Annotated in this window: 26 protein-coding genes; 16 read left to right on the top strand and 10 right to left on the bottom strand. The window is 62.6% G+C overall.

Going from position 1 to position 26,159, the window contains the following annotated elements; genetic code table 11:
- The first annotated feature begins 488 nt into the window (after positions 1-488).
- Complete coding sequence (locus IEX57_RS12600) at positions 489-1,229, top strand: SDR family oxidoreductase (protein WP_188704707.1); 741 nt, start codon at positions 489-491, stop codon at positions 1,227-1,229.
- Between the two features lie 29 nt (positions 1,230-1,258).
- Here IEX57_RS12600 and IEX57_RS12595 read toward each other — a convergent pair whose 3' ends face one another.
- Entirely contained in the window at positions 1,259-1,579 is a 321-nt protein-coding gene (locus tag IEX57_RS12595) for a plasmid stabilization protein (protein WP_188704706.1), read from the bottom strand.
- A 151-nt stretch (positions 1,580-1,730) separates the two neighbouring features.
- Positions 1,731-2,240, bottom strand: a complete 510-nt coding sequence (locus IEX57_RS12590) for a DUF2127 domain-containing protein (protein ID WP_229709005.1) — start codon at positions 2,238-2,240, stop codon at positions 1,731-1,733.
- 223 nt (positions 2,241-2,463) lie between these two features.
- Between IEX57_RS12590 and IEX57_RS12585 the strand changes: the two genes are divergently transcribed.
- Positions 2,464-4,221, top strand: coding sequence for an FAD-dependent oxidoreductase (locus tag IEX57_RS12585; protein ID WP_188704705.1), 1,758 nt, complete (start codon positions 2,464-2,466; stop codon positions 4,219-4,221).
- A 2-nt stretch (positions 4,222-4,223) separates the two neighbouring features.
- Here IEX57_RS12585 and IEX57_RS12580 read toward each other — a convergent pair whose 3' ends face one another.
- The gene (locus IEX57_RS12580) at positions 4,224-5,207 is read right to left on the bottom strand and encodes a quinone oxidoreductase family protein (protein WP_188704704.1); all 984 of its coding nucleotides are present in this window, start codon (positions 5,205-5,207) and stop codon (positions 4,224-4,226) included.
- Between the two features lie 82 nt (positions 5,208-5,289).
- Here IEX57_RS12580 and IEX57_RS12575 point away from each other — a divergent pair, with 82 nt between their 5' ends.
- From IEX57_RS12575 to IEX57_RS12555, 5 genes are all read left to right on the top strand, one after another.
- Positions 5,290-6,183 carry a LysR family transcriptional regulator gene (locus IEX57_RS12575; protein WP_229709004.1) on the top strand — a complete coding sequence of 298 codons (894 nt, stop codon included), beginning with the start codon at positions 5,290-5,292 and terminating at the stop codon, positions 6,181-6,183.
- Positions 6,184-6,209: 26 nt separating this feature from the next.
- Positions 6,210-6,635, top strand: a complete 426-nt coding sequence (locus IEX57_RS12570; protein WP_188704703.1) for a hypothetical protein — start codon at positions 6,210-6,212, stop codon at positions 6,633-6,635.
- Between the two features lie 196 nt (positions 6,636-6,831).
- A complete protein-coding gene (locus IEX57_RS12565; protein WP_188704702.1) occupies positions 6,832-7,380 on the top strand; it encodes an isochorismatase family protein in 549 nt (182 codons plus the stop codon).
- Between the two features lie 68 nt (positions 7,381-7,448).
- Positions 7,449-7,793, top strand: a complete 345-nt coding sequence (locus IEX57_RS12560; RefSeq protein ID WP_188704701.1) for an FKBP-type peptidyl-prolyl cis-trans isomerase — start codon at positions 7,449-7,451, stop codon at positions 7,791-7,793.
- Between the two features lie 319 nt (positions 7,794-8,112).
- Entirely contained in the window at positions 8,113-8,439 is a 327-nt protein-coding gene (locus IEX57_RS12555; RefSeq protein WP_188704700.1) for a hypothetical protein, read from the top strand.
- 255 nt (positions 8,440-8,694) lie between these two features.
- Here IEX57_RS12555 and IEX57_RS12550 read toward each other — a convergent pair whose 3' ends face one another.
- The gene (locus IEX57_RS12550) at positions 8,695-9,756 is read right to left on the bottom strand and encodes an AraC family transcriptional regulator (protein ID WP_188704699.1); all 1,062 of its coding nucleotides are present in this window, start codon (positions 9,754-9,756) and stop codon (positions 8,695-8,697) included.
- 329 nt (positions 9,757-10,085) lie between these two features.
- On the opposite strand from IEX57_RS12550, the gene IEX57_RS12545 reads away from it, so the two are divergent.
- The 3 genes from IEX57_RS12545 (at position 10,086) to IEX57_RS12535 (ending at position 14,548) form a co-directional block, all read left to right on the top strand.
- Positions 10,086-12,104, top strand: coding sequence for a glycoside hydrolase family 3 protein (locus IEX57_RS12545; RefSeq protein ID WP_188704698.1), 2,019 nt, complete (start codon positions 10,086-10,088; stop codon positions 12,102-12,104).
- A gap of 184 nt (positions 12,105-12,288) precedes the next feature.
- Entirely contained in the window at positions 12,289-13,467 is a 1,179-nt protein-coding gene (locus IEX57_RS12540; RefSeq protein ID WP_188704697.1) for a hypothetical protein, read from the top strand.
- Positions 13,468-13,630: 163 nt separating this feature from the next.
- Entirely contained in the window at positions 13,631-14,548 is a 918-nt protein-coding gene (locus IEX57_RS12535) for a bestrophin family protein (protein ID WP_188704696.1), read from the top strand.
- A gap of 13 nt (positions 14,549-14,561) precedes the next feature.
- On the opposite strand, the gene IEX57_RS12530 is transcribed toward IEX57_RS12535, so the two are convergent.
- Positions 14,562-15,587: a sensor domain-containing diguanylate cyclase gene (locus tag IEX57_RS12530; RefSeq protein ID WP_188704695.1), complete on the bottom strand. Its 1,026-nt coding sequence runs from the start codon at positions 15,585-15,587 to the stop codon at positions 14,562-14,564.
- A gap of 458 nt (positions 15,588-16,045) precedes the next feature.
- Between IEX57_RS12530 and IEX57_RS12525 the strand changes: the two genes are divergently transcribed.
- Positions 16,046-17,695 (top strand): sensor domain-containing diguanylate cyclase, encoded by a 1,650-nt coding sequence (locus IEX57_RS12525; protein ID WP_188704694.1) that lies wholly within the window; start codon positions 16,046-16,048, stop codon positions 17,693-17,695.
- Positions 17,688-18,107 (top strand): YybH family protein, encoded by a 420-nt coding sequence (locus IEX57_RS12520; protein WP_188704693.1) that lies wholly within the window; start codon positions 17,688-17,690, stop codon positions 18,105-18,107. Before IEX57_RS12525 ends, IEX57_RS12520 begins: the two co-directional genes overlap by 8 nt.
- Before the next feature lie 5 nt (positions 18,108-18,112).
- Here IEX57_RS12520 and IEX57_RS12515 read toward each other — a convergent pair whose 3' ends face one another.
- Together IEX57_RS12515 and IEX57_RS12510 are read right to left on the bottom strand one after the other, a co-directional pair.
- Positions 18,113-18,739, bottom strand: a complete 627-nt coding sequence (locus IEX57_RS12515; protein ID WP_188704692.1) for a DUF429 domain-containing protein — start codon at positions 18,737-18,739, stop codon at positions 18,113-18,115.
- The gene (locus IEX57_RS12510) at positions 18,736-19,428 is read right to left on the bottom strand and encodes an ArsR/SmtB family transcription factor (protein ID WP_188704691.1); all 693 of its coding nucleotides are present in this window, start codon (positions 19,426-19,428) and stop codon (positions 18,736-18,738) included. Before IEX57_RS12510 ends, IEX57_RS12515 begins: the two co-directional genes overlap by 4 nt.
- A gap of 215 nt (positions 19,429-19,643) precedes the next feature.
- Between IEX57_RS12510 and IEX57_RS12505 the strand changes: the two genes are divergently transcribed.
- Positions 19,644-21,098, top strand: a complete 1,455-nt coding sequence (locus IEX57_RS12505; RefSeq protein ID WP_188704690.1) for a hypothetical protein — start codon at positions 19,644-19,646, stop codon at positions 21,096-21,098.
- Between the two features lie 175 nt (positions 21,099-21,273).
- Positions 21,274-21,612 carry a DMT family transporter gene (locus tag IEX57_RS12500; protein WP_188704689.1) on the top strand — a complete coding sequence of 113 codons (339 nt, stop codon included), beginning with the start codon at positions 21,274-21,276 and terminating at the stop codon, positions 21,610-21,612.
- An 11-nt stretch (positions 21,613-21,623) separates the two neighbouring features.
- Here IEX57_RS12500 and IEX57_RS12495 read toward each other — a convergent pair whose 3' ends face one another.
- The gene (locus IEX57_RS12495; RefSeq protein WP_188704688.1) at positions 21,624-22,403 is read right to left on the bottom strand and encodes an SDR family NAD(P)-dependent oxidoreductase; all 780 of its coding nucleotides are present in this window, start codon (positions 22,401-22,403) and stop codon (positions 21,624-21,626) included.
- Positions 22,404-22,540: 137 nt separating this feature from the next.
- Here IEX57_RS12495 and IEX57_RS12490 point away from each other — a divergent pair, with 137 nt between their 5' ends.
- Both IEX57_RS12490 and IEX57_RS12485 read left to right on the top strand, forming a co-directional pair.
- Entirely contained in the window at positions 22,541-23,458 is a 918-nt protein-coding gene (locus IEX57_RS12490) for an AraC family transcriptional regulator (protein ID WP_229709003.1), read from the top strand.
- 96 nt (positions 23,459-23,554) lie between these two features.
- Positions 23,555-24,313: a COG4705 family protein gene (locus tag IEX57_RS12485; protein WP_188704687.1), complete on the top strand. Its 759-nt coding sequence runs from the start codon at positions 23,555-23,557 to the stop codon at positions 24,311-24,313.
- A gap of 1 nt (position 24,314) precedes the next feature.
- On the opposite strand, the gene IEX57_RS12480 is transcribed toward IEX57_RS12485, so the two are convergent.
- Both IEX57_RS12480 and IEX57_RS12475 read right to left on the bottom strand, forming a co-directional pair.
- Complete coding sequence (locus tag IEX57_RS12480) at positions 24,315-24,971, bottom strand: TetR/AcrR family transcriptional regulator (protein ID WP_188704686.1); 657 nt, start codon at positions 24,969-24,971, stop codon at positions 24,315-24,317.
- A gap of 67 nt (positions 24,972-25,038) precedes the next feature.
- A complete protein-coding gene (locus IEX57_RS12475; RefSeq protein ID WP_188704685.1) occupies positions 25,039-26,103 on the bottom strand; it encodes an MBL fold metallo-hydrolase in 1,065 nt (354 codons plus the stop codon).
- Between the last annotated feature and the right edge of the window lie 56 nt (positions 26,104-26,159).

The raw sequence follows: 26,159 nt of genomic DNA, 5'->3' as shown, positions 1-26,159 counted from the left end.
ATGGCAGTGGGATTTTTCTCAATAGCGCAAAAACAGACAACGTGTTAAAGATACGCATCATTCTGATTTTTCTGCACTTTTACGGGGCATTGGGCCCCTGTCCACGCCCTGCAATCACCCGTTTTTCCTGCGCAAAAACGCGCCAGAACCTGACTTGTTTCAAACGCTCCGGCTTGAGCTGACAAGTGGGGTCTTTTACTACATAAACGGTCAGAAACTACATTTATTGCGCTAGCGCAAAGCACCATGTCAGGCATGAAGTGAACACGCGTGCACTTGCCGGCTGTGGCGTCAGGCAGACGCCTTTGTCTGGCCTGGCGTGCCGATGCGGGCAAGGACCGGGTGCGCTCAGTATTTTCATAACAATCCCGCCCTTCGATTGGCAATTGTTATTGATGTTCGAACAATAAAACCAGGTTGCGGCAGATTATCCGGCGGGCGCTTTGGGGGAGCATACGTCTCACCCCATTCACCATCGGAACAACATCATGCAAAGCACGCAACAGAAAGTCGCCATCGTCACCGGCGCCTCACGCGGGATTGGCGCCGCAGTGGCCCAGCGCCTGGCGCGCGACGGCTTTGGCGTCGTCGTGAACTACGCCGCCAGCGCCAGCGAGGCCGAAACGCTGGTCGCGCAGATTACAGCCACGGGCGGCCGGGCCGTGGCCATCAAGGCCAATGTGGCCAGCGCGGCAGAAGTACGGCAGCTGTTTGAAGAGACAGAACGGCAACTGGGCAAGGTATCTGTACTGGTCAACAACGCCGGCATCATGACGGTACAGTCCGTGCTTGATACCACTGACGCGTTGTACGAGCGCATGTTTGACATCAACGTGCGCGGCACCTTCAACACCCTGCGTGAGGCGGCCAGCCGCATGGCTGAAGGCGGTCGTATCATCAATTTTTCCACCACCGCACTGGCCATGAACCTGCCCGGCTACGCCACCTACAACGCCACCAAAGCCGCCGTAGAGTCTTACACCCGCGTGTTTGCCAAAGAACTGCGCGGCCGCAATATCACGGTCAACGCCGTGGCACCGGGGCCGGTGGCGACTGAATTGTTCCTGAATGGCAAAACGCCGGAGCAGATTGCCCACTTTGCCAGCCTGCCGCCGCTGCAACGGCTGGGCGAGCCGGAAGATATCGCCGCGGTGGTAAGCATGCTGGCCGGGCCGGATGCCGGCTGGGTCAATGGCCAGATCCTGCGCGCCAACGGCGGCGTGGCCTGAGGCCAGGCGCTGCGCCCCGGGCCGGGATTTCAGTGCTGCGTGCGGCCTTGCGCGGCATTGCGCTTGCGGGTCTCGGCCCCTTTTCTGGCCGAGGCCGAACGGGCCTCCGGCGAGCGCGCCGCGGCGGCCTGCCCGCCCAGATGGCCGCCCTTGCGGGAAGACGAATGGTCTTCTGCTTTCCCGCGGCCTGATCCGGATTTCTTGCCGCCCCCGGTTTCCTTGTTCACCGTAGCCCAGGCGCGGCGCTCTGCTTCTTCTTCCGGCACGCCCCGGTCCTCGTAACTGTCTTCGATGTGCTGCGCCATCCGCTTTTGTTTGTCGGTATACGACGATTTATCACCCCGTGGCATGACAAGCTCCTGTGTAGTGGGTGAACAGCCGTGCTGTTCTGTCATGCCAAGTTTACGCCGCACGCCGGCGCATGCGTGTCAGCGCGCGGCGGCAAGCGGTGTCAGTGCATTGCCGCTTGCCGGACCAGCAGGGTGCCCACGGCCAGCGGCATCAGCCCGCGCGGCGCTGTTGCCAGACCCGCGCCGCCAGGAAAATCACGATTCCAGCATTGCCTAGCACCACCAGCGCGCTCGTTACCGTCGGTTTGCTGAACAGGTGGTGTACTTCAAACGGGATATAGATCGCCCCGGAGATCGCCCCCAGCCACTGCGCCCATGCGCGGTCGTACCACAGGCCCCAGGCTTCAGCGAAACGCAGCACCACATAGGCCAGCGCAGCCGGGATCAAAAACCGCAGATTGGCGTCTTGCACGATGTCGGCATAACGCAGCAGCACCGCCGGATAATGCGCGTACGGCGATAACCCGGCGTGGCCAATCAGGTCCAGCGCCAGATGCCGGATATCGTGATGGACAAAACCCAGCAGCCCGATCCCTGCGGCCAGTGCGGCAAGCCCTTTGAGTGCCTCGAATGCGGCAATGGTCCTGAGCGTGCGCTGACCACGCACCTGATGCGGCTCATGCGCAGAAGTCATTGAAGTGACGGGTTCAGCGGGTTGCATGCAATGTCATCCTGCATTGGTCGGTCCAACATGAACGGCTGACAAACAAAGACCATTGTCACGGTGTTTTCGTTCCGCAGACAACGCCAGCCTGATGCCGGGCCAGACGATGCAGTCGTGGCTCCGCCGCATGGCTGGTCGATACGGTTTCATCGCTGTAACGCGGCAAGGGTGAACTATGCTGACCGCGTGCCCACCGTTGTCCGTCCCCCGAGGTTTTGTCATGACCGCTTTGACCCAGGCTGCCGTTTCTGTGGCAGAACCCACCCTGCCCGCCAATGAGATTCTGGAAGGCAGTGGCGACGCGCCGTTTTCGCCACTGGAATCACGCCATCATCAGCGTTTTCCCAAACTGACCGAGCAAGAAGTAGAACGCATGCGGCGTTTTGGCGAAATCCGCGAGTACCCGGCCCAGGCCATGATGTTTGAAATCGGTCAGCCCGGCCCTGGCTTGTTTGTGATTCTCAGCGGGCGCGTGCGGATTATCTCCCGGGACGGGCTGGGTCATTCCACCATCATTATTGAACAAGGCCCGTTCGAGTTTGCCGCAGAAGTGGCGCAGTTGTCCGGCAAACCCTCGCTGGCCGATGGCCTGACGCTGGAACCGGTCACCGCCCTGTTGCTGCCGCCGCATCAGCTGCGCGCCTTGCTGGTGGCCGAAGCCGAACTGGGCGAACGCATCATGCGCGCGCTGATCCTGCGCCGCGTGGGCTTGCTGGAACGCGGGCGCGGGCTGGTGCTGGTCGGCGGTGAAGCCAACAACAAACTGCACGCGCTGCAGAGCTTTCTGCGCCGCAACGCCTATCCGCACACCATTATGGAAGCCGAGACTGATCCGGACATCGTCGATCTGCTGGCGCGCATTTCGGTGCGGCCCAGTGATTTTCCGCTGGTGATCTGTCCGGATGGCAACGTGCTGCGCGCGCCCGATGAAGGCCAGCTGGCCAGTCATCTGGGCCTGCTGCCCGAGTTCGACCCTGGTCATGTCTATGACGTGGTGGTGGTGGGCGCCGGGCCAGCCGGGCTGGCGGCCTCGGTCTATGCCGCATCAGAAGGGTTGTCGGTGGCGGTGTTTGATTGCCGCGCGCCAGGCGGCCAGGCCGGCGCCAGTTCACGCATTGAAAACTATCTGGGTTTCCCCACCGGGATTTCCGGCCAGGCGCTGGCGGGCCGCGCGTTTGTGCAGGCGCAAAAGTTCGGGGCGCACGTTGCCATTCCGCTGGCCATCAAGACGCTGCACTGTGATCGCACGCCCATTGAGCTGGAACTCGACGATGGCCGCTGCATTGCCACCCATACGGTGGTGATTGCCAGTGGCGCGGTGTACCGCCGCCCGCAAATTCATCAGTTATGCCGTTTTGAAGGGCGTGGCGTGTATTACTGGGCGTCGCCCGTTGAGGCCAAACTGTGCCGCGATGAAGAAGTCATTCTGGTCGGTGGTGGCAATTCGGCCGGTCAGGCAGCGGTGTTTCTGGCCGCGCATACCGCCAAAGTCCATGTGTTGATCCGCGCGCCCAGCCTGGAAGCCAGCATGTCGCGTTATCTGATCGAGCGGCTGGCGGCACTGCCCAATGTCGAGCTGCATCCGTATTCGGAAATCACCGGGCTGGATGGCGATGAACACGGGCTGGCCACCGTGGAGGTCCGCACGCGCCGCGCCGGCAAAGAGTCCACCACCACCATGCCGGTGCATCACGTATTCCTGTTTATCGGCGCCGACCCCAACACCAGCTGGCTGCGTGATTGCGCAGTGAAAATCGACGCCAAAGGCTTTGTGCCGACCGGGCTGGATGCCGTAGCAGACGGGCAGATTCCGGCGTTTGCGCTGGAAACCAGCGTCAAGGGCGTGTTTGCCATTGGCGACGTGCGTTCAGGCTCGGTCAAACGGGTGGCTGCCGCCGTGGGCGAAGGCGCGGCGGTGGTGGCGCAGATTCACGCTTTCCTGGCGCAGCACCGCGCCGCTATTGCCGCCGCCCGCTAAGGTCACGGCCGCAACAGCAAGGCGCCCGTGGTGCGGCCGGACTCCAGCAACTGATGGGCCTGGGCGGCGTGCGCCAGCGGCAACACCTGGCCGATCTCGCTGCGCAGGCCGTTTTGCATGCGGGTCAGCACATCGGCCGCAGCGCTGTGATAACGCGGCAGATCCTGCACAAAACCCAATATGCTGGGCCGCGCAAACCCGATCCCGCGCTGGGTCAGCACGCTGGTATCGGCCAGTTTGCCGGTGCCGGCAACCTGCCCCACGCTGGCCACCATGCCGGCATTGCGCACCACGCCCAGCGTTTGCAACAGTGTGTCGCCGCCAATGCCGTCAATCGCATAGTTCACGCCAGCGCCGCCGGTGATCTCCAGCACGGCCTCCGACCAGTTTTGTTCCTGGTAAACAATGGCGTGATGCGTGCCGTAACTGCGGGCGAGTCCGGCTTTGGCCTGGGTGCTGACGGTGCCGATCACGGTGGCGCCTAGCTGCCTGGCCCACTGGCTGAGGATCACCCCCAGGCCGCCGGCCGCGGCATGGATCAGTACGGTTTCTCCGGCCTGCAAAGGGCGCACGTGGTGGAACAGCATGTGCGCGGTCATGCCGCGCATCAGCACGGCGGCCAGCGGATCGGTTTCAACTTCATCGGGCACACTGATCAGCATGCTGGCGGCCACATTGCGCACGCTGGCGTAAGCGCCCACCGGCGCTCTGGCGTAGGCCACGCGCTGGCCGGTGCGCCAACCGTCAACGCCCGTACCCAACGCCTCAATCACGCCGACGGCCTCTACCCCTGGCGTGCCGGGCAAGGCTGGCAAAGGGTAAAGGCCGCTGCGCTGATAGACATCGACATAGTTCACGCCAATGGCCAGATGGCGCACGCGGACTTCTCCGGCAGCGGGCGGCGCCAGCTCCAGTGCGTGCGCCTGCATCACGTCGGCGCTGCCGTATTGATCAAGTTCGATGCGGATATCGTGCGTGTCAGCCATGGTCGGTCTCCTGTCGGGGTTGGCAGACACACGATAATCCGCGCAGAATCAATCCGGAATTCTCAATTTGCGAACACGTTCTGTGCAAAAAAGCCCAAACACCCTTGCCGGCAATGCCGACCTGCAGTGGGACGACATCCGCTACTTTCTGGCGCTGGCGCGCCAGGGCAGCTTGTCGGGTGCCGCGCGGCAGTTGCAGGTGGAACACACCACCGTGGCGCGACGCGTGCAGGCGCTGGAAGACACCCTGCATCTGCGCCTGTTCGATCGCCTGCCCCGCGGCTGGCAGTTGACGCCAGAAGGCGAAACGCTGGCCCGGCAGGCCGGTGCGCTGGAAGAAGAAGCGCTCAATTTCACCCGGGCCGCGCTGGGGGTGGGCAGCGTGCAGGGCACAGTGCGGCTGGCCGCGCCGCCGGCGCTGGTCAGCCATTTCCTGATGCCACGGCTGGCACCGCTGCGCCAGGCCTGGCCAGGCATTGATCTGGATATCCTCAGCGACACGCGTGAAGCCAACCTGGCACGACACGAGGCCGATCTGGCGCTGCGATTAACGCGCCCCAGCGCACCCGGATTAACAGCGCGGGCACTGGGGGAAGTCGGCTTCGGGCTGTATGCCACCGCACACTGGCGGGATGCGCCGCCTTCTGCGTGGCAGTTTCTGGGTTACGACAACGCCATGCGCGATGCCCCGCAGCAGCAATGGCTGGAGAAAACCGCCGGCGCCCGCCGGTTTGTGTTGCGCTGTAATGATCTGGTGGCGCTGCGTGAAGCCGCCCGCGCTGGCCTGGGGCTGGCGGTATTGCCGCATTTTCTGGCCAGCGCCACGCCGGAACTGGTCCCCGTTGAACAGCCGGCCTGCCCGGTCAGCCGCACATTGTGGCTGGTCATGCACCCGGACGTGCGTCGTTCACCCCGCGTGCGCGCCGTGGCCGATGCGTTGATTGCCCTGTTCCCGCCCGGGCAGGCCATACTATAAAGATGACGACCCGACCGGAGCCTGAAATGTCTGCTTTCTTGCGTGCGCTGCGCTGGCTGAGCCTGACTGCATGTTTCTGTGTAGCCAGCCTGGCTGCGCGTGCGGACAAGCTTGATGGCGTGTATGTCGGCCAGATTGATCGCACCGTGTACATGCTGCAGATCGTCACCACCCGCAACGCCCAGTGGACCGGGCGGCTGGAGCAAACCTTTGTTGACCAGGATGGCCAGACCCAGACCCAGAGCGCGCCCATCAACGGCAAGTTGTCGGGGCCGCATCTGGTTACGGAGCTAAGCCAGACCAATCTGGATATGGGCATTGTGGCGCTGGGCAGTACCTTCCAGTCACGCGTGTTGCGGCTCACCATCAAGGGTGGCGCCACCGCGCAGCTGTACCACACCGACCAATATGCCTATCAGCGGCAGATTGCGGCGCTCAAGGCGCATCATTGACGCAGCCGGCCGCCTCCCTTATGTTAAAAGCATGAACCTGCGCCGCCTCACTACCCCGACCACCACCACGACCGCCAACGGCGGGCCGTGTATGGGGGCGTGAGCGCGATACCAGGTTCTCCCCCAACCAGGGCCCCGCCAGTATGGACGGGGCCTTGTTGTTTCCCCGTCCGGCCCGCCCAGACAGGAGAAACCCATGCACAGCGCACACCCGGCCCGCGCCGGCTTGTTGATCATCGATATGCAAGTCGGCCTTGTGGGTGGCCCGGAGCGGCCTTACGAACTGGCCCGGTTGCTGGCCAATATCAATATCCTGCTCGCCCGCGCCCGCACTACCCGTACGCCGGTTTATGCCGCACGCCACACCGGCCCGGCCGGCACACCCATCGCCGCCGGCAGCCCGTTCTGGCAATTGACTGCCGCGCTGGACTTCAACCCGTCTGTTGACCGTGTTTTCGACAAGCACCGCCCCAGCTGTTTTGTGGGCACGCCGCTGGCCGACTGGCTGGCGCAAGATGGCGTGACACAATTGGTGGTGGCCGGCCTCAAAACCCAGTATTGCGTGGACACCACCTGCCGCGACGCCGCCGGGCGCGGCATGGCCACCATTCTGGTCAGCGATGCGCACAGTTGCATGGATACGCCCCAACTGGCCGCGCGTGACATCATTGCGCACCACAACGCCACGCTGGCCGGGCCATTTGTACAACTGCAAAGCGCGGCGCAAACCAGCCTGAATGCATGACGCCGCTTGCCCTGCGCGGCAAATCCTGCGACAACGCCATTTCAGGCAACACAACAAGAGCATTCATCATGAGTAACGAACTGATCATTGAAGACCTCGTCGTTGGCGATGGCAAAGAAATTGCCCGCGGCGCGCTGATTACCGCCCACTACACCGGCACGCTGGAAGACGGCACCCGGTTTGATTCCTCGCACGATCGCGGCAAGCCATTCCAGTGCGTGATCGGCACCGGCCGCGTCATCAAGGGCTGGGATCAGGGGCTAGTGGGCATGAAGGTGGGCGGCAAACGCAAGCTGTTTGTGCCAGCGCATCTGGCCTATGGCGACCGGCAAATGGGCCCGCATATCAAGCCCAATTCCAACCTGGTTTTTGAAATTGAATTACTGGAAGTCTTGACCCGCGACGACGGCTGACTTCAGACACGATGAGCGGTAAACCGACAGGTGGCTGTCAACCGTTTGCACGGTTTTGAGCGCATCCCAGTCCGGTTTACCGCTGTCCTGGCGCAAAGCAAAGCGTGGCGCGGGCTGGCGTTCAGGGGCCCAGGATGGTGATTCTGGAGGTCGCCAGCGACGTGTCGGATGACACTGACATTTATCAATAAAGGGGAAATAAACTAACAACGGTTTGGTAGTTTTTCTACGTACTTTCGAGGCATACCATGGCTTCAACGTCGCGAACAAAACAACAACGACGTCAGGTTAAAACCTTGAATCTACACGGAGAAACATCATGAACAAGTTTGCTGCATCCCTCGTTTTTGCCGCTGTTGCCGCCACCGCAGCCTTCTCGGCCCAGGCCGCTGACAACAGCCATGTCGTGACCACCCCGACCGCCCAGCAAGGCGCTCTGCCAGTATGGCAACGTGCCTCCCACGCCACGCAAAACTTCGCTTCGCAAATTGACCAGCAGCCGGGCCATACCGGTGTCGTGCTGCGCCCGGTAGCCCAGGAATTCCCGGCTTCCCACGCCAGCACCCGCGGTCAGGCCGCTGCCTACGCAACGCAGAATTTCGCTTCCCAGATTGATCAACAACCGGGTCGCGTCGTCGCTGACTAAGGCATCGCTTTAAAAGATTTGTTGCCAGGAAAAGCCCGCCGCAACAGCGGGCTTTTTATCGGGAGCCGCTCACACAACATGGCTGGCCAACACGGCCAGACCCACCACACAGCCAGGCATATACAAGGCCGGCCATGGCGTGGTGGATGCGCTCTCAGGCACTGACGACTCTCCGTCTACAAGCAGGTGGCCACAAGCCGGGTCTGTCCACTTCTTCCCGGGTATTGTCGCCTGCTTGTCTTTTTCATTGCACCGTCACGCCGGGCTTCTGACCCGCAGCAAGGCATGCTGCCGGAACACGAGCGGCGCCATCTCATGCCGTGCGCGGAAAAACCGCGTGAACGCGCTTTGCGACGCAAACCCCAACTGCTCGCTGATCTGCGCCAGGGTGATTTGCGGGTTGCCCAGCAAACGCCGTGATTCGCTGATCTTCACTTTCATCTCCAGCGCCCTGAAATGCGTCCCTTCCAGTTGCAACTGCCGGTGTAACGACCAGCGCGACGTCTGCAGGCGCTCGCACAATTGCTGCAGCAATGCCGCGCCGCGCGTATCGGTTTGCGGATCGTTGATGAACTCCAGAATCAGGTTTTCCACGCTGGCGGCAAAAGAGTGCAATTGCTGGATGCGTTCCAGTTCTTGCTGTGCATGCTGTTGCAACATGGGCGCGAGCATGGCGTTGCACTGGGCAAACGGCGCATCCAGCGCCGGCGCGGCAAACGCCATGCGATTGGCGGCGCTGTGGTATCGCACCGGGACGCCGAAAAAATCATTGATCTGCCGGGCCAGATGCGCCGGCGGCGCGCCCCCCATCAACTCGACCATGAACCGGGTTGCAACGCCTTGCTCGTACACCCGCGCCAGCGCGGCAAGCACCTGGAAATTGGAAAGCGCCTGAAAGCCGCTGGCGGGTGCGAACTCGGCCAGATATTCAAAACGCACTTGCTGCCCGCTGATCCGGCACAACAGAAAATCAAACTCCCCGATCAAGGGCCGATAGGTGCTGAACGCGGTCAGGGCCTCGCGCAGGGTGCGCGCGTTCATGCACAGGTTGCCCAGCACCGGAAAATCGGCAAACAGCGTTGCGCAAGCGTGGTTCAGCACCACGGGCGGCAGGCCGATCCGCCCGGCCAGTTGCACCATGCGGCGGTGGCGTTCGCCATCAATACGGCCGTTGGGGTCCATCAGATCTTCGGCAGTGATCCCGGTATGGCGGGCAAACAGGCTGGCGGACAGCCCGGCCTGTTCGGTGGCGCGCTGAACGTAGAACGCAATCCGGTTGGATACGGTGCGCGCCAATGCGCGGTGCAGAGCCGGCATGCAAAACCTCCACAGTGCGTTGACTGGTTTGATGTTTTTTTAGTCATCCTGGCGAGGCCGCCCTGGTCAGGCCATCAGGTAAAGTCCATACGAACCATGGGCCTGTGATGGATCACACAGCCAAACCCAATACCGGCGCGGCTTTGCGGCACGCTTTGCCACCTGGCGGTGCCGCGTTTGACGCACTGCACGATCGATCCTGCTCCCCAAAGGTAAAAACGCGCCACCGCCAGTCAAAGCGCCCCAAACGGGATGCGTACAGTGGGACAAGGCCCGGTACAGGGCCGTTACATGCGTAACAAGAACAACCCACGATCGAGGAGTAGTCGATGAAAAAGAAGAGTACGACACCGCTGGCCACGCGCAATCTGTTGCTGGTCAGCAGTACCCTGGCGCTGTTGCTGGCCGGCTGCGGCGGTGGCAGCGACGGCGGTGGCCAGGTCGCCCAGATGGACTTTGGCTATACGTCGCTGAGCCTCGTTAGCCAGGATGGCCTGCAGTTCAAGGACATGAACAAGGACGGCAAGCTTGAGCCATACGAAGACTGGCGCCTGGCGCCAGAAGTCCGCGCGCAGGATCTGGTATCCCGGCTGACGCTGGAAGAAAAAGCCGGCCTGATGATGCACGGCACGGCCCCGGTGCTGAACGACACCACGGGCGCCGGTACCGGCAACGCCTATGATCTGACCGCGCTGGGGACGTTGATCAACACCCAGTTCATCAATACCTTCATCACCCGCATGGCCGCAGACCCGCAAACCATGGCGGAGCAGTACAACAATATCCAGAAACTGGCCGAGCAATCGCGGCTGGCCATTCCGGTCTCGATCAGTACCGACCCGCGCAACCACTTCCAGTACACCCTGGGCGCCAGCGCCGGCAGCAGCGGTTTCTCGCAATGGCCGGAAACCCTGGGCTTTGCCGCCATCAATGATCCTGACCTGACCCGCCGCTTTGGCAGCGTGGCCCGCCAGGAATATCAAGCCGTCGGGATTACCCAGGCGCTGTCGCCACAGGCTGACCTTGCGACCGAGCCACGCTGGCCGCGGATCAACGGCACGTTTGGCGAAGATGCCGATATCGCCAAAGCGCAGGTACAGGCGTATATCGAGGGCTTCCAGGGCGGCAGCACCGGTCTGAAACCGGGCAGCGTGCTGGCCGTGGTCAAGCACTGGGTGGGTTATGGCGCATCGAAAAGCGGCTTTGATGGCCACAACTACTACGGCCGTTTCCTGACTTACCCGGGCAACAACTTTGCCTATCACCTCAAGCCGTTTGAAGGCGCGTTTGCCGCCAACGTCGCGTCGGTCATGCCGACGTACTCGTTCCCGGATTCAACCGTTACGGTAGATGGCATCACCATCGAGCAAGTCGGCGCGGGTTTCGACAAAGCGCTGCTGACCGACCTCTTGCGCGGTCGCTACGGCTTCAAGGGCGTGATCCTGTCGGACTGGGGGATCACCTCTGATTGCGACGCCAACTGTCTGAACGGCACGCCGGCCGGTGTGGCACCGTCCTTCTACGGCTTTGGTACACCGTGGGGCATGGAAACCGCCACCAAGCTGGAACGCTACGTGAAGTCGGTGAACGCCGGGATGGACCAGTTTGGTGGCGCCACCGAACCGGAATATCTGGTACAGGCCGTACAACAAGGCTTGCTGACCGAAGCCCGCCTGACCGATTCGGCCTACCGCGTGTTGCTGCAGAAATTCCAGCAAGGCCTGTTTGACAAGCCGTTCGTGAACGCCAGCGCGGCCAGCAGCATTGTCGGCAACGCCGAGTTCAAGGCACTGGCACTGGATACCCAGCGCCGCGCCATGGTACTGCTGCAAAACAACAACGCCACCTTGCCCATGGCACTGACCGGCAAGAAGGTGTGGTTGTATGGCGTGGATGCCTCGGTGGCGCAAAGCTACGGGTTCACGGTGGTCAGCGCACCGCAAGATGCCGATGTGGCCATCCTGCGCGTGAGCACGCCGTATGAAACGCTGCACCCCAACTACATCTTTGGCTCCATGCAGCATGAAGGCAGCCTGGCGTTTGTAGATGGCGCAGCCGATTACGAAGCCATCAAGGCAGCGGCAGCGGCGCCTAAAACCATTGTCTCGGTTTACATGGACCGCCCGGCCATCCTGACCAATGTGCAAGACAAAACCAGTGCGATCCTGGCCAACTTTGGCGCCAGCGACACCGCCCTGTTTGACGTCATCACCGGCAAGGGCAAGCCGCAAGGCAAGCTGCCGTTCGAGTTGCCATCGTCGATGGTCGACGTCGCCGCACAAAAAGAAGACGTGCCGCACGACACCGCCAGCCCGCTTTACCCGTTCGGTTACGGCTTGTCTTACTAAGCCTGCCGATACACTGCGAGACACAGCCCGGCCTCGTGCCGGGCTTTTTTGTGGGCCATGGCTTACACAATATGCACCGTTCATCCTGGAATATACCGTCAGTCGCTTTATGGACTGCGTAAGCCTCAAGCAGACCTGATACACGTCGATACACCGGAAAACCGCGCATTTGTGGAGTCCGATCATGCATGTCGACCAAGCACGCCAGTCTCTCAATCCATCCTTGAGCTTGCTCTACCTGGATCAGTTTTCCGGTACCTGGCAGCCCGATAACAGCACCGGCAGCACTAGCACCAGCGCCAGTAGTGGCAGCACAGGCAGCACCTCCTCGCCCAGCCCCAGTACGGATGTGCAGCTCTCGCAAGCCGGCCAGCAGGCCGCCAGCAGCGCCAGCCAGACCGATAGCCAGAATGGCCTGACTTCCGTATTGAGCCCGGAAGTGGATATTTTCCGTTCGATGATGGAACAGATGCTGGGTACCAGCATTACCGGCATGCAGTTTTCCGGCCAGCTGGCTGAAGGCATGCAAGTCGGTTCATCGTCGTCCGGGCATCATGGCCACGGCGGCGGCGGTGGCAGCAGCAATATGTATGCGGCCTTTGGCATGGCACTGAATCTGAGCGGCACCATCACCACTTCAGATGGCCGCACCCTGGGCTTTACCGCATCAATGACCTTGCTGGAGGCCGAATCCTGGTCTGGCGGCACCAACGCACACGCCAGCAACCCGGATGGCGGCAAGCAAACGCCCGCCCTGCCCTCGCCCAGCCCGTCGTCCGGCACGCCATCAGCCAGCACCCCCAGTGCATCGACCGGCAGCAACAGCGGTGTGCCTTCTGTGAACGTGCCGATTCCATCGCCCACGCCAGCGCCGACGCCCACAGCCAGCACGCCGACGGCATCCACCCCAACGCCAACGCCGGCCCCGACGCCCACCTCCGCCACACCGGCACCAACGCCGACGGCAGGCAGCAGCACGGGCTCGGGCCAGAACGACTGGCTGGGATCACTGATGCAGTTTGAAGAAAGCGCCATTCATTTCATGCTGCAACTGAACCAGACGCTGTTCCAGCAAATGAGCAGCTGGCTGTCGTCGCTCAATGACACCAGCAGCAACAGCGGCAACACCATCGAGAACGGCAGCGACAGCAGCAGCACGCGCTCAGCCAGCGGCAGCACCAGCAGCGTGACGGATGCCAATGGCACCACCACCGTCACCATTACCGGTGACAGCGGGCAGACGCCAGACGACACCAGCACCAGCCTGACCAGCGCCAGCCCGGCCCCCACAGCCGGCAGCAAGGTGGGCGATACCTACACCAGCAGCAGCCCGACACCCAGCGCCGTCAATGTCTCAGCCTGATGGTAATGCGCCCCCGCGATGCCCCGCCCTGATCCGGCGGGGCTTTTTGTTGGTAACTCGCGATAACGTGCTTAAAGTTAAAAATTGCCAATGCAGGGCTTGAGCAGCATCAAGGCGCTCAGGAGTAACATACCAACCCGTTCCCTTTTGCCATGCCAATGCCATGATCATCCGTCCCCACGGCCACTGGATTTCCCTTCTGTTTGTCTGGCGCGGGTCCGTTCTGGGGCGCATTGCGCTGCGGCTGGCGGTGGTGGCCGGCGTCTCTGTCTTTGCCGTGCTGGCGCGCGGCTGGTGGTCGTCGGAACACGCCAACTCATCGCTGAGCATTCCGCCATTTACCCTGATGGGGATCGCGCTGGCGATTTTTCTGGGGTTTCGCAACTCGGTCAGTTATGAACGCTACTGGGAGGCCCGCAAACTGTGGGGCGGCATGCTGGTGGCGGCGCGCTCGATCATCCGCCAGTTGCATGCGGCAGCGCCGGATCACCCGGCCGTGACGCGGCTGGGGCGCGGGCTGGCCGCCTGTACTTATGCCTTGCTGGGCCAGTTGCGCAATACCGACCAGTCTGCCCACATGGCGCGGCTGTTGCCGGAAGAGGCGCTGGCGGGCGTGGCCCAGTCCCGCTTCAAGCCGGCGTATATCCTGCACTGGCTGGGCAGCGAATGCGCGGGGCTGCTGCGCGATGGCACGCTGTCGGCGCTGCAATATCAATCGATAGACGAGAACCTGAACAAGCTCTCTGAGATGATCGGCGGCTGCGAGCGCATTGCCAGCACGCCCATTCCGTTCAGTTACCGGGTGCTGTTGAACCGCACGGTCACGCTGTATTGCCTGCTGCTGCCGATTGGCCTGGCGACCAGCACCGGCTGGCTGACGCCCCTGATCGCCGTGTTCATTGCGTACACCTATATGGCGCTGGACATGATCGGGGAAGAACTGGAAGACCCGTTCGGGCTGGAACCTAATGATCTGCCGCTGGCCGCGCTCAGCCACACCATCGAGTCCTCGATCATGGATGTGCTGGGCGAACCGCTGACCCAGTCCACCCCGCAGGCACACAACTACATCCTGAACTAACCGGCCACCGGGCTCAGCGCGGCGCGGCGGCGCGGCCAGCGCGGTGTTGCTTGACCTTGTACATGGCGGTATCGGCCTGGCTTAAAGCCTCGCTGATCGACGCAGCAGCGGGGTCGACGGCAATGGCGCCGACGCTGGCACCGGCGTAGTCAAACTGCGCCGGGCCGGTTTCGACCGTGGCGCGGGTTTTCTCGAACAAACGCAGGCCAAAGGCGGCGGCGGCATCGTCCGCTTGCTCGCCGGGGCGCGGGCCGACGCCAACGGCCACAAATTCATCGCCACCCACGCGGGCAATGAAATCACCGGCACGGCGTTGCTGCGCCAGTTGCTGGGCAATGGTCTGCAACAGCGCGTCACCGGCGTCATGCCCCCAGGTATCGTTGATCTGCTTGAAGCCATCCAGATCCAGGAAAGCGATCAAGACACAGCGGGTTTCGCGCTGGGCCACGGCAAACATGCGGCCCAGTTCGTCCAGCAAGGCGCGGCGATTGGGCAGGCTGGTCAACGGATCGGTCAGCGCCATGGCCGAGAGTTCAATATTGGCTTCACGCAACTGATTCATGAGCGACTCGCGCTCGACATGCTGGGCAATCATCCGCGCAAACAAGCCAATGATCTTGCGGGTGTCAGGGGTGACTTCGCGGCGGCTGGCACTGGCCGCGCACAGCGTGCCGTACAGATTGCCGCCACCGGTACGGATGGGCGTGGACAGATAGGTGGCAATACCCAGCGCGCGCGCTGCGTCTGAATCGCCCCACTGATCCGCCACATCATTGGTGAAACCGCAGTTTTCATCCAGCGCGCGTTTGCACAGGGTGTCGTTCCACTCCACGGTCAACCCTTCAGGAATGCAGAAGGTGGTCGACTCGTTGCGCGAATACAGGATGTGCTGCAGACCTTTATCCAGATCGATCGAGGTCAGGTAAGTGGATTCCAGCCCGGTCACGGCGTGCAGCATTTCCAGCAACGGCCGCGTCAGATCTTCCAGCGTTTGCGCGCCGGAGACCGAGTCGGACAGTTTGAGCAGAATCGATTCCATGGTTGCCCCTCCCTGAACTGGCCTTGCGCGGCGCATGGGCAAATGCGCGGCACCAGCAAATCTGGCGGTATTTTTGTCGGTGACGTCGCCGGCCCCTTGCGCCTTTGCCTTGCGGCCCGGCTGCAGGATATATCCGGCTTTTTGCTAATTATGCCGTCAGTTTGCCCTTTAGAGGGTGCCGGTTTACCCCGGTATCAGGACATTCAGTACAGAGTTTTCGACAATCGGCAGCTTCGGGCGCATGCAATCGGTTTCGTGCGCAATCTGACACCGATTGCAAACCCCCACTGCGGGAGAAATGCGACACATTCGTCGGTGATCGTGCACAACAAGGCCCTGGCGGCATGCAATTGCCCTGGCCGTCGACTACATTGTCAGCTAACCGTATGAATTTTCTGCGCTGACCCGAGTTTTCTGACAGCACAGAAGAGGTCTTTCTTGCCCAGGATTCTGTGCCCATGGCCAGCCTTGCCAGCACCCGTTTTGCCTCTCGCGACAGCACCGGCCGCATGCGCATGCTGGTATTGGTGGCAGCCATCATTCTGGTGACGGGCGGCTTGCTCAGCGGCGTCTACCGCTTTGCCCAGAATCTGAAAACCGAGTACCGCGGCACCAGCGAAGCCGGCGCGTTCATTGCCGCCACGCTGGATCATGAACTGGATTTGCGGCGGCAGTACCTGGAAACGCTGGCCGATGAAGCCAGTGAACTCTTGAGCGGCCGCTATACGCTCAATCTGGATATCACCCGTTATCTGCAGCCCGGCCCGGAGAAACAAGGGTATCAACTGGCCCGTTTGCCCGGTTTCGGCCCAGCCGATCAGGGCCTGCTGACGGGCTCTGGCGCCATCCCGCAGACTGGCTCGCCCGAGGCGCACGAGATGTCTATGGCCATGGGCCTGACGCCGATGTTCCGCGCGCTCAAGCGGCGCGACGTGCATTTGCCCTGGGTGTATTACCGCTCTGAAAACGACTTTGTGTATGTTTACCCGCCGCCAGAAACTCCGGATGGTGAAGCGCGCTTCTACCACGTCCAGGATCTGGCCGCCCGCACTTACGCCCACGCCGGCCCCGCCGCCAACCCCACACGCACAACGGTCTGGAGCGCGGTGTATGACGACGCGGTCGGCAAGGGCAAGATCGTCACCGTCAGCAAGCCGCTGTATGACCACGGCCGCTTCATGGGCGTGCTCAATGTCGATCTGGCGCTGCAAACGCTGGTGAATACGCTCAAGGTGCGCCACATCCGGCACGCCACAGAAAGCCTTGTCGGCAAGGAAAGCGGCATTAACCTGCTGCAACCGGACAGCGCAGTGTTGCCCGCCAGCATCCTGGCTGCGCCGCGCGGTCAGCCGGTGGGTAGCGGCGATACGCGCTATCTGGTTTATCCGCTCAAGTCGGCCAACTGGTCACTGGTGCTTGAAGTCGATCACCGGGCCATGCTGTGGCAGGCGTTCCGCGCCACGCTGCTGCTGGTGGGCGCCATCATTGCCTCGCTTGCTTGCGTGGTGTTGCTGCTGTTGCTGGTGCGCGCCATGCGCGACATGCAGGAGATGTCGATCCGCGATGGCCTGACCGGCTTGTTCAATCGCCGCCATTTTGACGAAATTGCCCAGCGGGAAGTCGCCCACAGCCAGCGCAATGGCCAGTGGCTGGGCATGGCCATTCTGGATATCGACCACTTCAAGAAATACAACGATTTTTATGGCCACCAGGGCGGTGACGATGCCTTGCAGCAAGTGGCTGGCGCGCTGCGCAACGCGGTCAGGCGCGCCACCGACGGCGTGTTCCGGGTGGGTGGCGAAGAGTTTGCCGTGCTGGTGCAACTGAACGACCCACAGCACCTGGCCAGCCTGATGGCGCAGATTTGCGAAGCCGTGCGCGTGCTGGTGATCCCGCATGAAAAAAGCAGCTGGGGCAAGGTCACCATTTCGCTGGGCGCGACTTTGATCGGCCCGGACAACCCGTTGCCGCTGGATACCGCCTATCGCGAAGCCGATGAGGCGCTGTACGAAGCCAAAACCGCCGGCCGCAACCGGTATATGCTGTCTCCCGCAGCGGCGCGTTACGCGCCCGCGCTTGAACCTGGCGAGGGAACACAGCATGAGTGAGACCGAACAAGCCATCCGGCAGGTGCTGGATCAGTACAAGCACAGGGTGCATGCCAAAGACGTGGACGGCGTGCTGGCCCTGTATACCGAAGACGTGCGGGTGTTTGATGCCTGGGCGCACCAGCAGCACGACGGCAAGGCCGCGCTGGCCAGCATGGTCACCCAATGGCTGACGACGCTGGGCGATGTCGTCGTCACGGTCGAGGTGGACGATGTGCGGATTCTCACGAGCGGTGATCTGGCGGTGGCGCACATGTTTGTGCAATACCGCGGCGACTCGGCCACCACCCACAACGCCATGAAGGATCGGCAGACCTGGGCGTTCCGCCACGGCGCGCAAGGCTGGCAGATTGCCCACGCGCACTCTTCGCTGCCGATGGACCCGGCCACCACCAAAGGCATGTTCGGCTGAATGCCTCAGGGCTGCGGGACGGCGATCAGGCCGTCAGGCACCTCGCCATAACGTTGCACCTGCCCGCGCCCAAGGTACTGGGCGCACAAGGCGCACAGCGCGGCGTCCACATCATCGATCGAGCGCAAACCGGATGGATCAATCCCCGCCGCGACCAGCACGGCGCGGCGCTGGCTGCGCTTGCGCCTGGCGCTGACAGCCTCTGACTGCAGCAAGGCGGCGGTGATGGCGTGGGGAAAGGTCTCAAAACACACGCCTCTGGCCGGTGTTTCACCCGACCACAGCGGGTAGTGCGCGGCCAGCGCGTCAAACACCCGCTCGCCATTGAACATCCAGCCATAAAAATTCGTCGGATGGGCCAGCGCAATCTCGCGGGTCGGGCTGGAGAACACAAACAGCTTGCGGGCATTGAGTTGTTTCTCGGCCACGCGCCCGACGCCTTGCGTCGCCCAGCGGCAAGGCGCATCCACGCCGACCAGCCTGGCGCCATGCTCAACACAGTGGCGCGTCAGCGTGGCCGCATCGGTGCTCCGGGTACTCAACAGGATGTCGGTGCCGCGCAAGATGACCAGATGACAGCCTTTGCGCTCGCCGCCCACGTCGACCCCGGCCACGACAGGCGGCGGGCTCATGCAGCGTTCACCGCCAGCGCCAGGCCAAAATGCGCATCCAGCGCCTGGCGTCCGCGCGGGGTCAGTAGCAACTGCCGGCTTTCCGGCACGCGCTCCACCCACCGGTGTCGTTCAAACGCATGCAGCAAGGCCGCGCCCAGTTGCCCGCCCAGATGCGACTGGCGCTCGCTCCAGTCCAGACAGCCGCAGGCAAAACGGCGGCGGCTGGCAGCGGGCCAATCCACGCCCATGGCGGCCAGCGCGTCCCGCCCTGTATCACAGAGTTGATAGCTCTCACGCGCCAGCCAGCCCAGATCCAGCAAGCGATCATGCAGCGCCACGGCGACTTCGCCCGCCATATGGTCATAACAGGTGCGCGCAAAACGGAGTTGCACGGGCGTGGCCGATTGCACATTGCGCACCCGCCCGCCGACAAGGCCCATCAGGGTTTCCAGCGCGCTGGCCACCTCTTTGCCGGCAATCCGAAAGTAGCGGTGCCGGCCCTGCGGCAGGCATTCAACCAGCCGTTGCTGCGTCAGCCGCGCCAGATGGCTACTGGCGGTCGAAGCCGCCACCGACGTCGCTGCCGCCAGTTCAGTCGCGGTATAGGCGCGGCCATCCATCAGCATGCACAGCATGCCGGCGCGGGTTTTGTCGGCCACGGCGGCGGCCACATTGGCCAGCCGTTGCTCCAGGTGTTCTTCATCCATATTTCGATCTTAGTCAAAGTACGGCTGCAGATACAAAAACCGGCCAATCCGGGCCACCAGCGGCACTTTGTCAGCCTGTCATCAGCTTGAAGACCACGTCTGCGGGGCCGGCGCACGACTTTCAACAGCCGGCTCCGTACCATTGCCCCGATCAAATTTCCCGGGTTGCATCCATGTTCAGGTCTGAGGCAGTAAAGGCGGGTTGGCGATGGGCCGTGGTCAGTAGCGCCATGTTGCTGGCTGCGTGCGGCGGCGGTGGTGGCAGCAGTGATGCCACCAGTGCACCGGCAACCACGACAACACCCACCGCCGCCAGTTTTGCGGTCACCAGCCACACGGTCAGCGTGTCGGGCGGCAAAGTGTTCGGGCTGGCTGCCAATTTCTTTGATGACCGTTTCGTGCCGGCGGCACCGGTCTCCAACTATGGTTTCCCCAATCCACTGATCCAGTACGTGAACAGCGACGGCAGCCTGGATGTGGCCTGGCTGGATTACACCGGCGGCGGCGCAGTGCCTTCGGCCTCTGGCCTGGCGGCGCCGGGCAAGGTGTTCATCACGCATATCGCGGCAGACCTTGGCAGCAGTACCACCACCGATACCGGTATCCAGACTTACCGTTTGCTGGGTTTCACGCGTGATCCGTCCGGCAATTACTACCTGGCGTTCAATGTCGACAGCACGTTCAAGTCGTCGGTTTCGGGCAATGCCAATAATGTGAACGGCAACGAGTTCCATGTGGCGCGCTCGGCCACGGCCAGTTTTGCCAGCCCGGTCTGGAACACCACGGTGTTCGGCAACAACGACAACACCACCGCCGACAGCCCGGGCAATCCAGGTGAGGCCGGCAGCGGTGTGCTGGGCTTTGATGCGACCAACGGTTACGTGGTGACTTATGTCTCGCACCTGATGGCCTGGACGGCCAACGGCACGCGCCATCAAGCCGGCCTGCTACGTTTGCTGAACCCCAATACTGGCGCGGTGCAAACACCCACCGGGCAGTTCGATACCTGGCAGGCAGGTTCTGGCTGGTTCTATTCGCACAACTTTGACCAGCGCCTGATCATTGATAACGGCACCTACTACACGCTGGCCCACGGCGATGCGTATTCCCGCCAGCTGGGTTTCTCTGCGTTCACGCCGGCCAGCTACCAGAACTTTACCGCTACTGTGTTCGATCAATCGTACTGGACCATTCCAGGCGCAGAGGGCGACAACACCACCAACGCGCAAACGGGCCAGTTCATCAAGCTGGCCAATGGCAGCTTTGCCATTACGCATACCACCTCAGACACCCGCGCGGCCCGTGATGTGCGCCTGGTGCTGGCCAATGGCGGCAACGGCACAACCTCTGCCACGGCCTGGCTGACCAGCAATACCGGCACCACCCAGGCGATCATGCCCAAGATTGCCCCGTTGCAATCGAACCTGCTGGTCACCTGGGGCACGTGGGATTCAGCCAGCCGTACCAACCACAGCGTCACCTGGTATGCGCAACTGGTGGATCAGAACCTCAGCCCGCTGGGCACGCCTACTACGCTGAGCGGGGTGGAGTTTGTCGCCGGGCTGCCGCTCTTTACCTTCCCTGCCGGCCCCAACCAGGGCGCCGTGGGCTGGGTTTCGGGCAATGCCAATGGCTCGATCACCGTAAACGTGGCGCAGGCCGGCCACTGAGCATCCGCGGCAATCGTGGTGACTTCCATGAAAAAAGCCCCGGACACGTGCCGGGGCTTTTTCATGGACGGGGTTGCTTGCCCCGGGCGCAGCCACTAAGCTGTTTCGCAAACGGGTACCGCTGATCCCTCTTGCATTTTCTGTTCGGTATAAACAGAAGATGGAAGGAATCATCATGCCCGCCTACGCCTTTGCGTGGTGCATGCTCGTGCTCAGCATTGCCGCTGAAGTCACCGGCACCATCGCCCTTAAATACTCCCACGGTTTGTCCCGTCTGCTGCCCACTTTGGGCATGGGCGCGTGTTACGCCACCGCCATCTGGCTGATGGGGATATCCACCCGCGTCATTCCCATCAGCACCGCTTATGCCGTCTGGGCCGTGGCCTGCACCGCCCTGACCGCGCTGATTGGCGTGATCTGGTTTGGCGAAGGCATCAGCATGGTCAAGACCGCGGGCCTGGCTTGCGCCCTGTTCAGCCTGGTGTTGCTCAATCTGGCCGATGCCGCCGCCTGAAGGCGCTTGCGTTACAGCACCATCCCGCCAGAAGCCTCGATCCGCTGACCATTGACCCAGCGCGAGGCCTCAGACAGCAACGACGCAATCAGCGGGCCGATATCATCCGGCACACCCGGGCGGCCCAGCGCAGTCATGCTGGATACCACCTGGTTGACTTGCGGATTGTCACGCACCACGCCGCCGCTGAAGTCCGTCTGGATAGCGCCCGGCGCCACGGTATTGGCGGTAATGCCGCGCGGGCCAAGCTCTTTGGCCAGATAACGCGTCAGGACTTCCACCGCCCCTTTCATGGCGGCATACGGGCCGCTTTCCGGCACCGAGAACCGGGTCAGCCCGGACGAAATATTGATAATGCGGCCACCGTCATTGAGCAGCGGCAACAGCTTTTGCGTCAGGAAAAACACGCCTTTGACATGCACGTTGTAGAGCGCGTCCAGCTCGGCTTCGGTGGTCTTTTCAATGCTGCCGTGGTGCGACGTGCCGGCGTTGTTCACCAGGTAATCAAAGCGGCTGACCCCCAGTTGCGTCAGGGCGTCTTTGACTTGCCCGACAAAGCCGTCAAAGGCGGCGCTGTTGCCGGCATCCAGTTGCAGGGCGACGGCTTTTGCCCCCAGCGCGGCGACTTCGGCCACGACTTCATCAGCCTGCGCGCGGGCGTTGTTCCAGGTCAGGATGACCGAGACACCACGCTGGGCCAGCGCCAGCACGGTGCTGCGGCCCAGACCACGGCTGCCGCCGGTCACGATTGCCACTTTTTGCGTTTGGGAGTTCGGTGTCAGTTGCGTCATGGTGTACTCCAGATCGTTGATTTACCAGCATAGACTACGCCGCACCCGCGACCCTGCGTATGCCAGATGCAAGCTGATTCTTGCCTGATCCTGCTTTAGTCCCTATGCTGGCGGGCAGAAAGAAGGAAGCCGATATCATGCAGATGCAGCAACTGGCGGACGCCGCCCAGCACTATCTGGACCAATACGGAGAGGGCCAAAGCCCGTTCTTTACGGCGGTTCCCGGGCTGATTTTGCTGCGCGCGGTGACCGAACAGCACCCCACGCATCTGATCCACTCGCCCGCCTTGTGTGTGGTTATCCAGGGCGCCAAATGGACCACCTTTGGCAGCACCCGTTATGACTACGCCGCCGGCGAGGCCTTGCTGGTCAGCCTGGATATGCCGGGCTTTAGCCAGGTGGCGCAGGGCAGCCCGGAACAGCCGTATCTGAGTGCGGTGGTCGGGCTGGATACCGGCATACTCAGCCAGGTACTGGCCGAACTGGCCCACCCGCCCGCGCCGCCCGCCGATACCGCGCCAGGCGCGGCAGTGACCCGCATTGAAGGCCCACTGGCAGATTGCACCTTGCGCGCCATGCGGCTGATCGACAACCCGGCGGCGATTCCGGTGCTTTATCCGGCCATCATGAAAGAGATCTGTTACTGGCTGCTCACCGGCCCGCATGGCGGCGCGGTGGCCCGGCTGGCGCTGGGCAGCGGCAATGCGCCCAATGTCATCCACGCCATCCAGTATTTGCGCCAGCACTTTGCCCGGGCACTGAGCATAGACGAGCTGGCGGCCGTGGCCGGTTTGAGCGCCTCGGCGTTTCATCGCCACTTCAAGGCGCTGACGTCGATGTCACCGTTGCAGTACCAGAAACGGATGCGCCTGCTGCAAGCGCGCAAGCTGATGATCGTGGATGACGCCCACGCCGAAGAAGCCGCGTTCCAGGTCGGTTATGAAAGTGCCTCGCAATTCAGTCGCGAGTACGCGCGCATGTTCGGGCAACCGCCCCGGCGCGATATCGCCGCGCTGCGCGTTGAGGCACGGCGGGTGCTCTCCATGGCCGGCTGACAAGCGGCAGGGTCTATGGCTGGGCTAAGTTGCGCTGGCCAGACTCCACCCCTTGTCCATTTTGCCTGTGCCCGCATCCGTGCCGGCGCCCCTGCCATGACCCAAGCTACCCAACACCCGCTGGTTAAAGTCCCTGAAGTCACCCTGTTGTTCTGGATCATCAAGATTGCCGCCACCACACTGGGCGAAACCGGTGGTGATGCAGTTTCGATGTCGATGAATCTGGGGTATCTCGTCGGCACCGCCATTTTTGCGGTGATCTTCGGCGTCGCCGTAGTCGCGCAAATCCGCGCCAAAGCATTCAACCCGCTGCTGTACTGGACCACCATCATTGCCACCACCACGGTGGGCACCACCCTGGCGGACTTTGCTGACCGCTCGCTGGGCATTGGTTATGCGGGCGGCTCCAGCTTGCTGCTGGCCTTGCTGCTGTTGTCGCTCTTTGTCTGGCACCGCGTGATGGGGTCGGTCTCGGTCAGTTCCATCCACTCGCCCAAAGCCGAGGCCTTTTACTGGGTGACCATCATGTTTTCGCAAACGCTGGGCACTGCGCTGGGCGACTGGATGGCCGACACCGCCGGCCTGGGCTACACCGGCGCGGCCATGGTCTTTGGTGGTTTGCTGGTGTTGATCGTCGCGGCGTATTACTGGACGCGGATCTCCCGCACCGCGCTGTTCTGGATGGCCTTCATCCTGACCCGCCCACTGGGTGCGGTGGTGGGGGATTTTCTGGATAAACCGCTCAATGCCGGCGGTCTGGCGCTCAGCCGTTATGCCGCATCGGGCAGTTTGCTGGTGTTCATTGTGACTTGCGTGCTGCTGTTCCGGCAGAAACCGGCCCGCGCCGCGCACTGAGCTAGCGATCTTGTCTGGCGGCCGGGCGCAGCATTGCCATGGCCGCGTCGGCGGCAGAGAGCATTTCAGCGCGGCTGCGGCCGCATTTGCCCAGAACCCGCAGTCCTTCAAGCACGCTGAGCAGCGTGAGCGTCACCGCGTGCGGATCGGTATCAGCGGCAATGGAACCGTCGGCCATGCCAGCCTCAACCAGCGCCTGCAGCAGGTCTTGGGTCTGTTGCAGCAGGCCGGTGACGTGGGCGGCCAGTTCCGGATCAAAAGTGCTCAGTTCAACCACGCTGCCGACGACGAGGCATCCATCCCGGCCTTCTTCGCCGTGGGCGGCATCTGCATAAAACTGCAGCATGGCGCGGATTTTCTCCCGCCCGGTCGGCTCTGCCGCCAGTTGCGAGGCCATCAGCCGGCGCCGCTGTCCGCTGTAGCGGTCCAGCGTTGCCATGAAGACTGCGCGTTTGTCGGTAAACGCCTTGTAGATGCTGCCCGCCGTCAATTGCATGGCAGCGCCCAGATCACTGATGGAGGTGGCGTGATAACCGCGCTGACGGAACACCCTTGCCGCGTGATCCAGCGCGGTATCGACATCAAACTCTCTGGGGCGGCCGGCGCTGCGAGGCCGGGTCGATTCTGCTGTCATGAACGCATTATAGGAAACGCTCATTTCCTAAACAACGCGAGCGGCCGGATGGCAACCGGCGCCAAGCCGGGCGCCTGAAGCGGTCTGACGCTCACAGGCTGTCTGGCGCGACGGGCAGGCCTTCAATTTTCCAGCGCAGCATGCCGCCAGCCAGATTGGCAACCTGGCCGAAGCCGGCCTTGGTCAGCAGTACGCTGGCCTGGGCGGAGCGGATGCCAGAGCGGCATACCGCCACGACCGGGCGTTGCGCGTCCAGTTCGGCCTGGCGGGCGGTCAGTTGCGAGAGCGGGATCAGCACGGCGCCTTCCAGATGCCCTAACCGGTCGATAAATTCCGGCGCTTCCCGGACATCGACAATCTGGGCGTCGGCCATGTGTTCCAGCAGCGCCAGCGGCTCGATTTCCCACACGCCGCTAAAGCGCAGCGTGAGCGGGGCCCAGTCTGGCGTGGCGGGCAGCGCGGCCCCGCCTTCGGGCTGACCGCAGCGCAGATTGGCTGGCACGGCAACGGCAATCAGCTTGGGGTGCGGCAGGTTCAGGTTGTTCATGTGGCCGGCAAAGTCGCCCAGATCTGCATCGCCGCCAAGTCGCGGGTTAAAGCGGCGTTCTTCCGCCACGCTGGTTACGGTAATGCCGCGATAATCGTGCCCCGGGTACAGCAGACAGGCGTCTGGCAGCGTCAGAATCTGTTCGCGCACGGAAGCAAACAGTTGCTCCGGGCTGCCGCCCTGAAAGTCGGTACGGCCACAGCCGCGGATCAGCAGGCTGTCGCCGGTAAAGGCCATGCTTTCGTCATCGAGCACATAGGTCAGGCAGCCGTTGGTGTGGCCCGGCGTAGCGCGCACACTAAGATAACGCCGACCAAATTCAATGCGATCGCCATGCTGCAAGGGCCGGTCCACCCCGCTGGCGCCCGCTGCCGCCGCCAGGCCGATACGACTGCCGCTGCGCTGGCTCAGCCGCCAGGCGCCGGTGACGTGATCGGCATGAACATGCGTATCCAGGCTGGTCAGCAAGCGCAGCCCCAGTTCTTGCAAAAGCGCCAGGTCACGCGGCACCTGTTCAAACACGGGGTCGATCAGCACGGCATCGCCGGCATCGCCCAGAAGGTAGGTGTAGGTGGAGGAAACCGGATCAAACAACTGGCGCAAGATCATGATGTCACCTGCAAAAGGGGCGGTATGGCCAGCCGCGTGGCCCGCCATACCCGGGT

The organism is Silvimonas iriomotensis (genome assembly GCF_014645535.1).
In the GTDB taxonomy this organism is placed as follows: domain Bacteria; phylum Pseudomonadota; class Gammaproteobacteria; order Burkholderiales; family Chitinibacteraceae; genus Silvimonas; species Silvimonas iriomotensis.
The sequence above is the reverse complement of the archived record's forward strand: the minus strand, read 5'-3'. Positions and strand labels throughout refer to the sequence as shown.

Bases quoted from the DNA above. Each gene is read 5' to 3' on its own strand.
- IEX57_RS12595 (WP_188704706.1), bottom strand. From the start codon at position 1,579: ATGCCACGGGGTGATAAATCGTCGTATACCGACAAACAAAAGCGGATG.
- IEX57_RS12530 (WP_188704695.1), bottom strand. From the start codon at position 15,587: ATGGAATCGATTCTGCTCAAACTGTCCGACTCGGTCTCCGGCGCGCAA.
- IEX57_RS12495 (WP_188704688.1), bottom strand. From the start codon at position 22,403: ATGACGCAACTGACACCGAACTCCCAAACGCAAAAAGTGGCAATCGTG.
- IEX57_RS12590 (WP_229709005.1), bottom strand. From the start codon at position 2,240: ATGCAACCCGCTGAACCCGTCACTTCAATGACTTCTGCGCATGAGCCG.
- IEX57_RS12525 (WP_188704694.1), top strand. From the start codon at position 16,046: ATGGCCAGCCTTGCCAGCACCCGTTTTGCCTCTCGCGACAGCACCGGC.
- IEX57_RS12550 (WP_188704699.1), bottom strand. From the start codon at position 9,756: ATGCCGGCTCTGCACCGCGCATTGGCGCGCACCGTATCCAACCGGATT.
- IEX57_RS12475 (WP_188704685.1), bottom strand. From the start codon at position 26,103: ATGATCTTGCGCCAGTTGTTTGATCCGGTTTCCTCCACCTACACCTAC.
- IEX57_RS12560 (WP_188704701.1), top strand. From the start codon at position 7,449: ATGAGTAACGAACTGATCATTGAAGACCTCGTCGTTGGCGATGGCAAA.
- IEX57_RS12565 (WP_188704702.1), top strand. From the start codon at position 6,832: ATGCACAGCGCACACCCGGCCCGCGCCGGCTTGTTGATCATCGATATG.
- IEX57_RS12540 (WP_188704697.1), top strand. From the start codon at position 12,289: ATGCATGTCGACCAAGCACGCCAGTCTCTCAATCCATCCTTGAGCTTG.
- IEX57_RS12570 (WP_188704703.1), top strand. From the start codon at position 6,210: ATGTCTGCTTTCTTGCGTGCGCTGCGCTGGCTGAGCCTGACTGCATGT.
- IEX57_RS12555 (WP_188704700.1), top strand. From the start codon at position 8,113: ATGAACAAGTTTGCTGCATCCCTCGTTTTTGCCGCTGTTGCCGCCACC.
- IEX57_RS12515 (WP_188704692.1), bottom strand. From the start codon at position 18,739: ATGAGCCCGCCGCCTGTCGTGGCCGGGGTCGACGTGGGCGGCGAGCGC.
- IEX57_RS12485 (WP_188704687.1), top strand. From the start codon at position 23,555: ATGACCCAAGCTACCCAACACCCGCTGGTTAAAGTCCCTGAAGTCACC.
- IEX57_RS12535 (WP_188704696.1), top strand. From the start codon at position 13,631: ATGATCATCCGTCCCCACGGCCACTGGATTTCCCTTCTGTTTGTCTGG.
- IEX57_RS12490 (WP_229709003.1), top strand. From the start codon at position 22,541: ATGCAGATGCAGCAACTGGCGGACGCCGCCCAGCACTATCTGGACCAA.
- IEX57_RS12500 (WP_188704689.1), top strand. From the start codon at position 21,274: ATGCCCGCCTACGCCTTTGCGTGGTGCATGCTCGTGCTCAGCATTGCC.
- IEX57_RS12585 (WP_188704705.1), top strand. From the start codon at position 2,464: ATGACCGCTTTGACCCAGGCTGCCGTTTCTGTGGCAGAACCCACCCTG.
- IEX57_RS12480 (WP_188704686.1), bottom strand. From the start codon at position 24,971: ATGAGCGTTTCCTATAATGCGTTCATGACAGCAGAATCGACCCGGCCT.
- IEX57_RS12600 (WP_188704707.1), top strand. From the start codon at position 489: ATGCAAAGCACGCAACAGAAAGTCGCCATCGTCACCGGCGCCTCACGC.
- IEX57_RS12580 (WP_188704704.1), bottom strand. From the start codon at position 5,207: ATGGCTGACACGCACGATATCCGCATCGAACTTGATCAATACGGCAGC.
- IEX57_RS12520 (WP_188704693.1), top strand. From the start codon at position 17,688: ATGAGTGAGACCGAACAAGCCATCCGGCAGGTGCTGGATCAGTACAAG.
- IEX57_RS12510 (WP_188704691.1), bottom strand. From the start codon at position 19,428: ATGGATGAAGAACACCTGGAGCAACGGCTGGCCAATGTGGCCGCCGCC.
- IEX57_RS12545 (WP_188704698.1), top strand. From the start codon at position 10,086: ATGAAAAAGAAGAGTACGACACCGCTGGCCACGCGCAATCTGTTGCTG.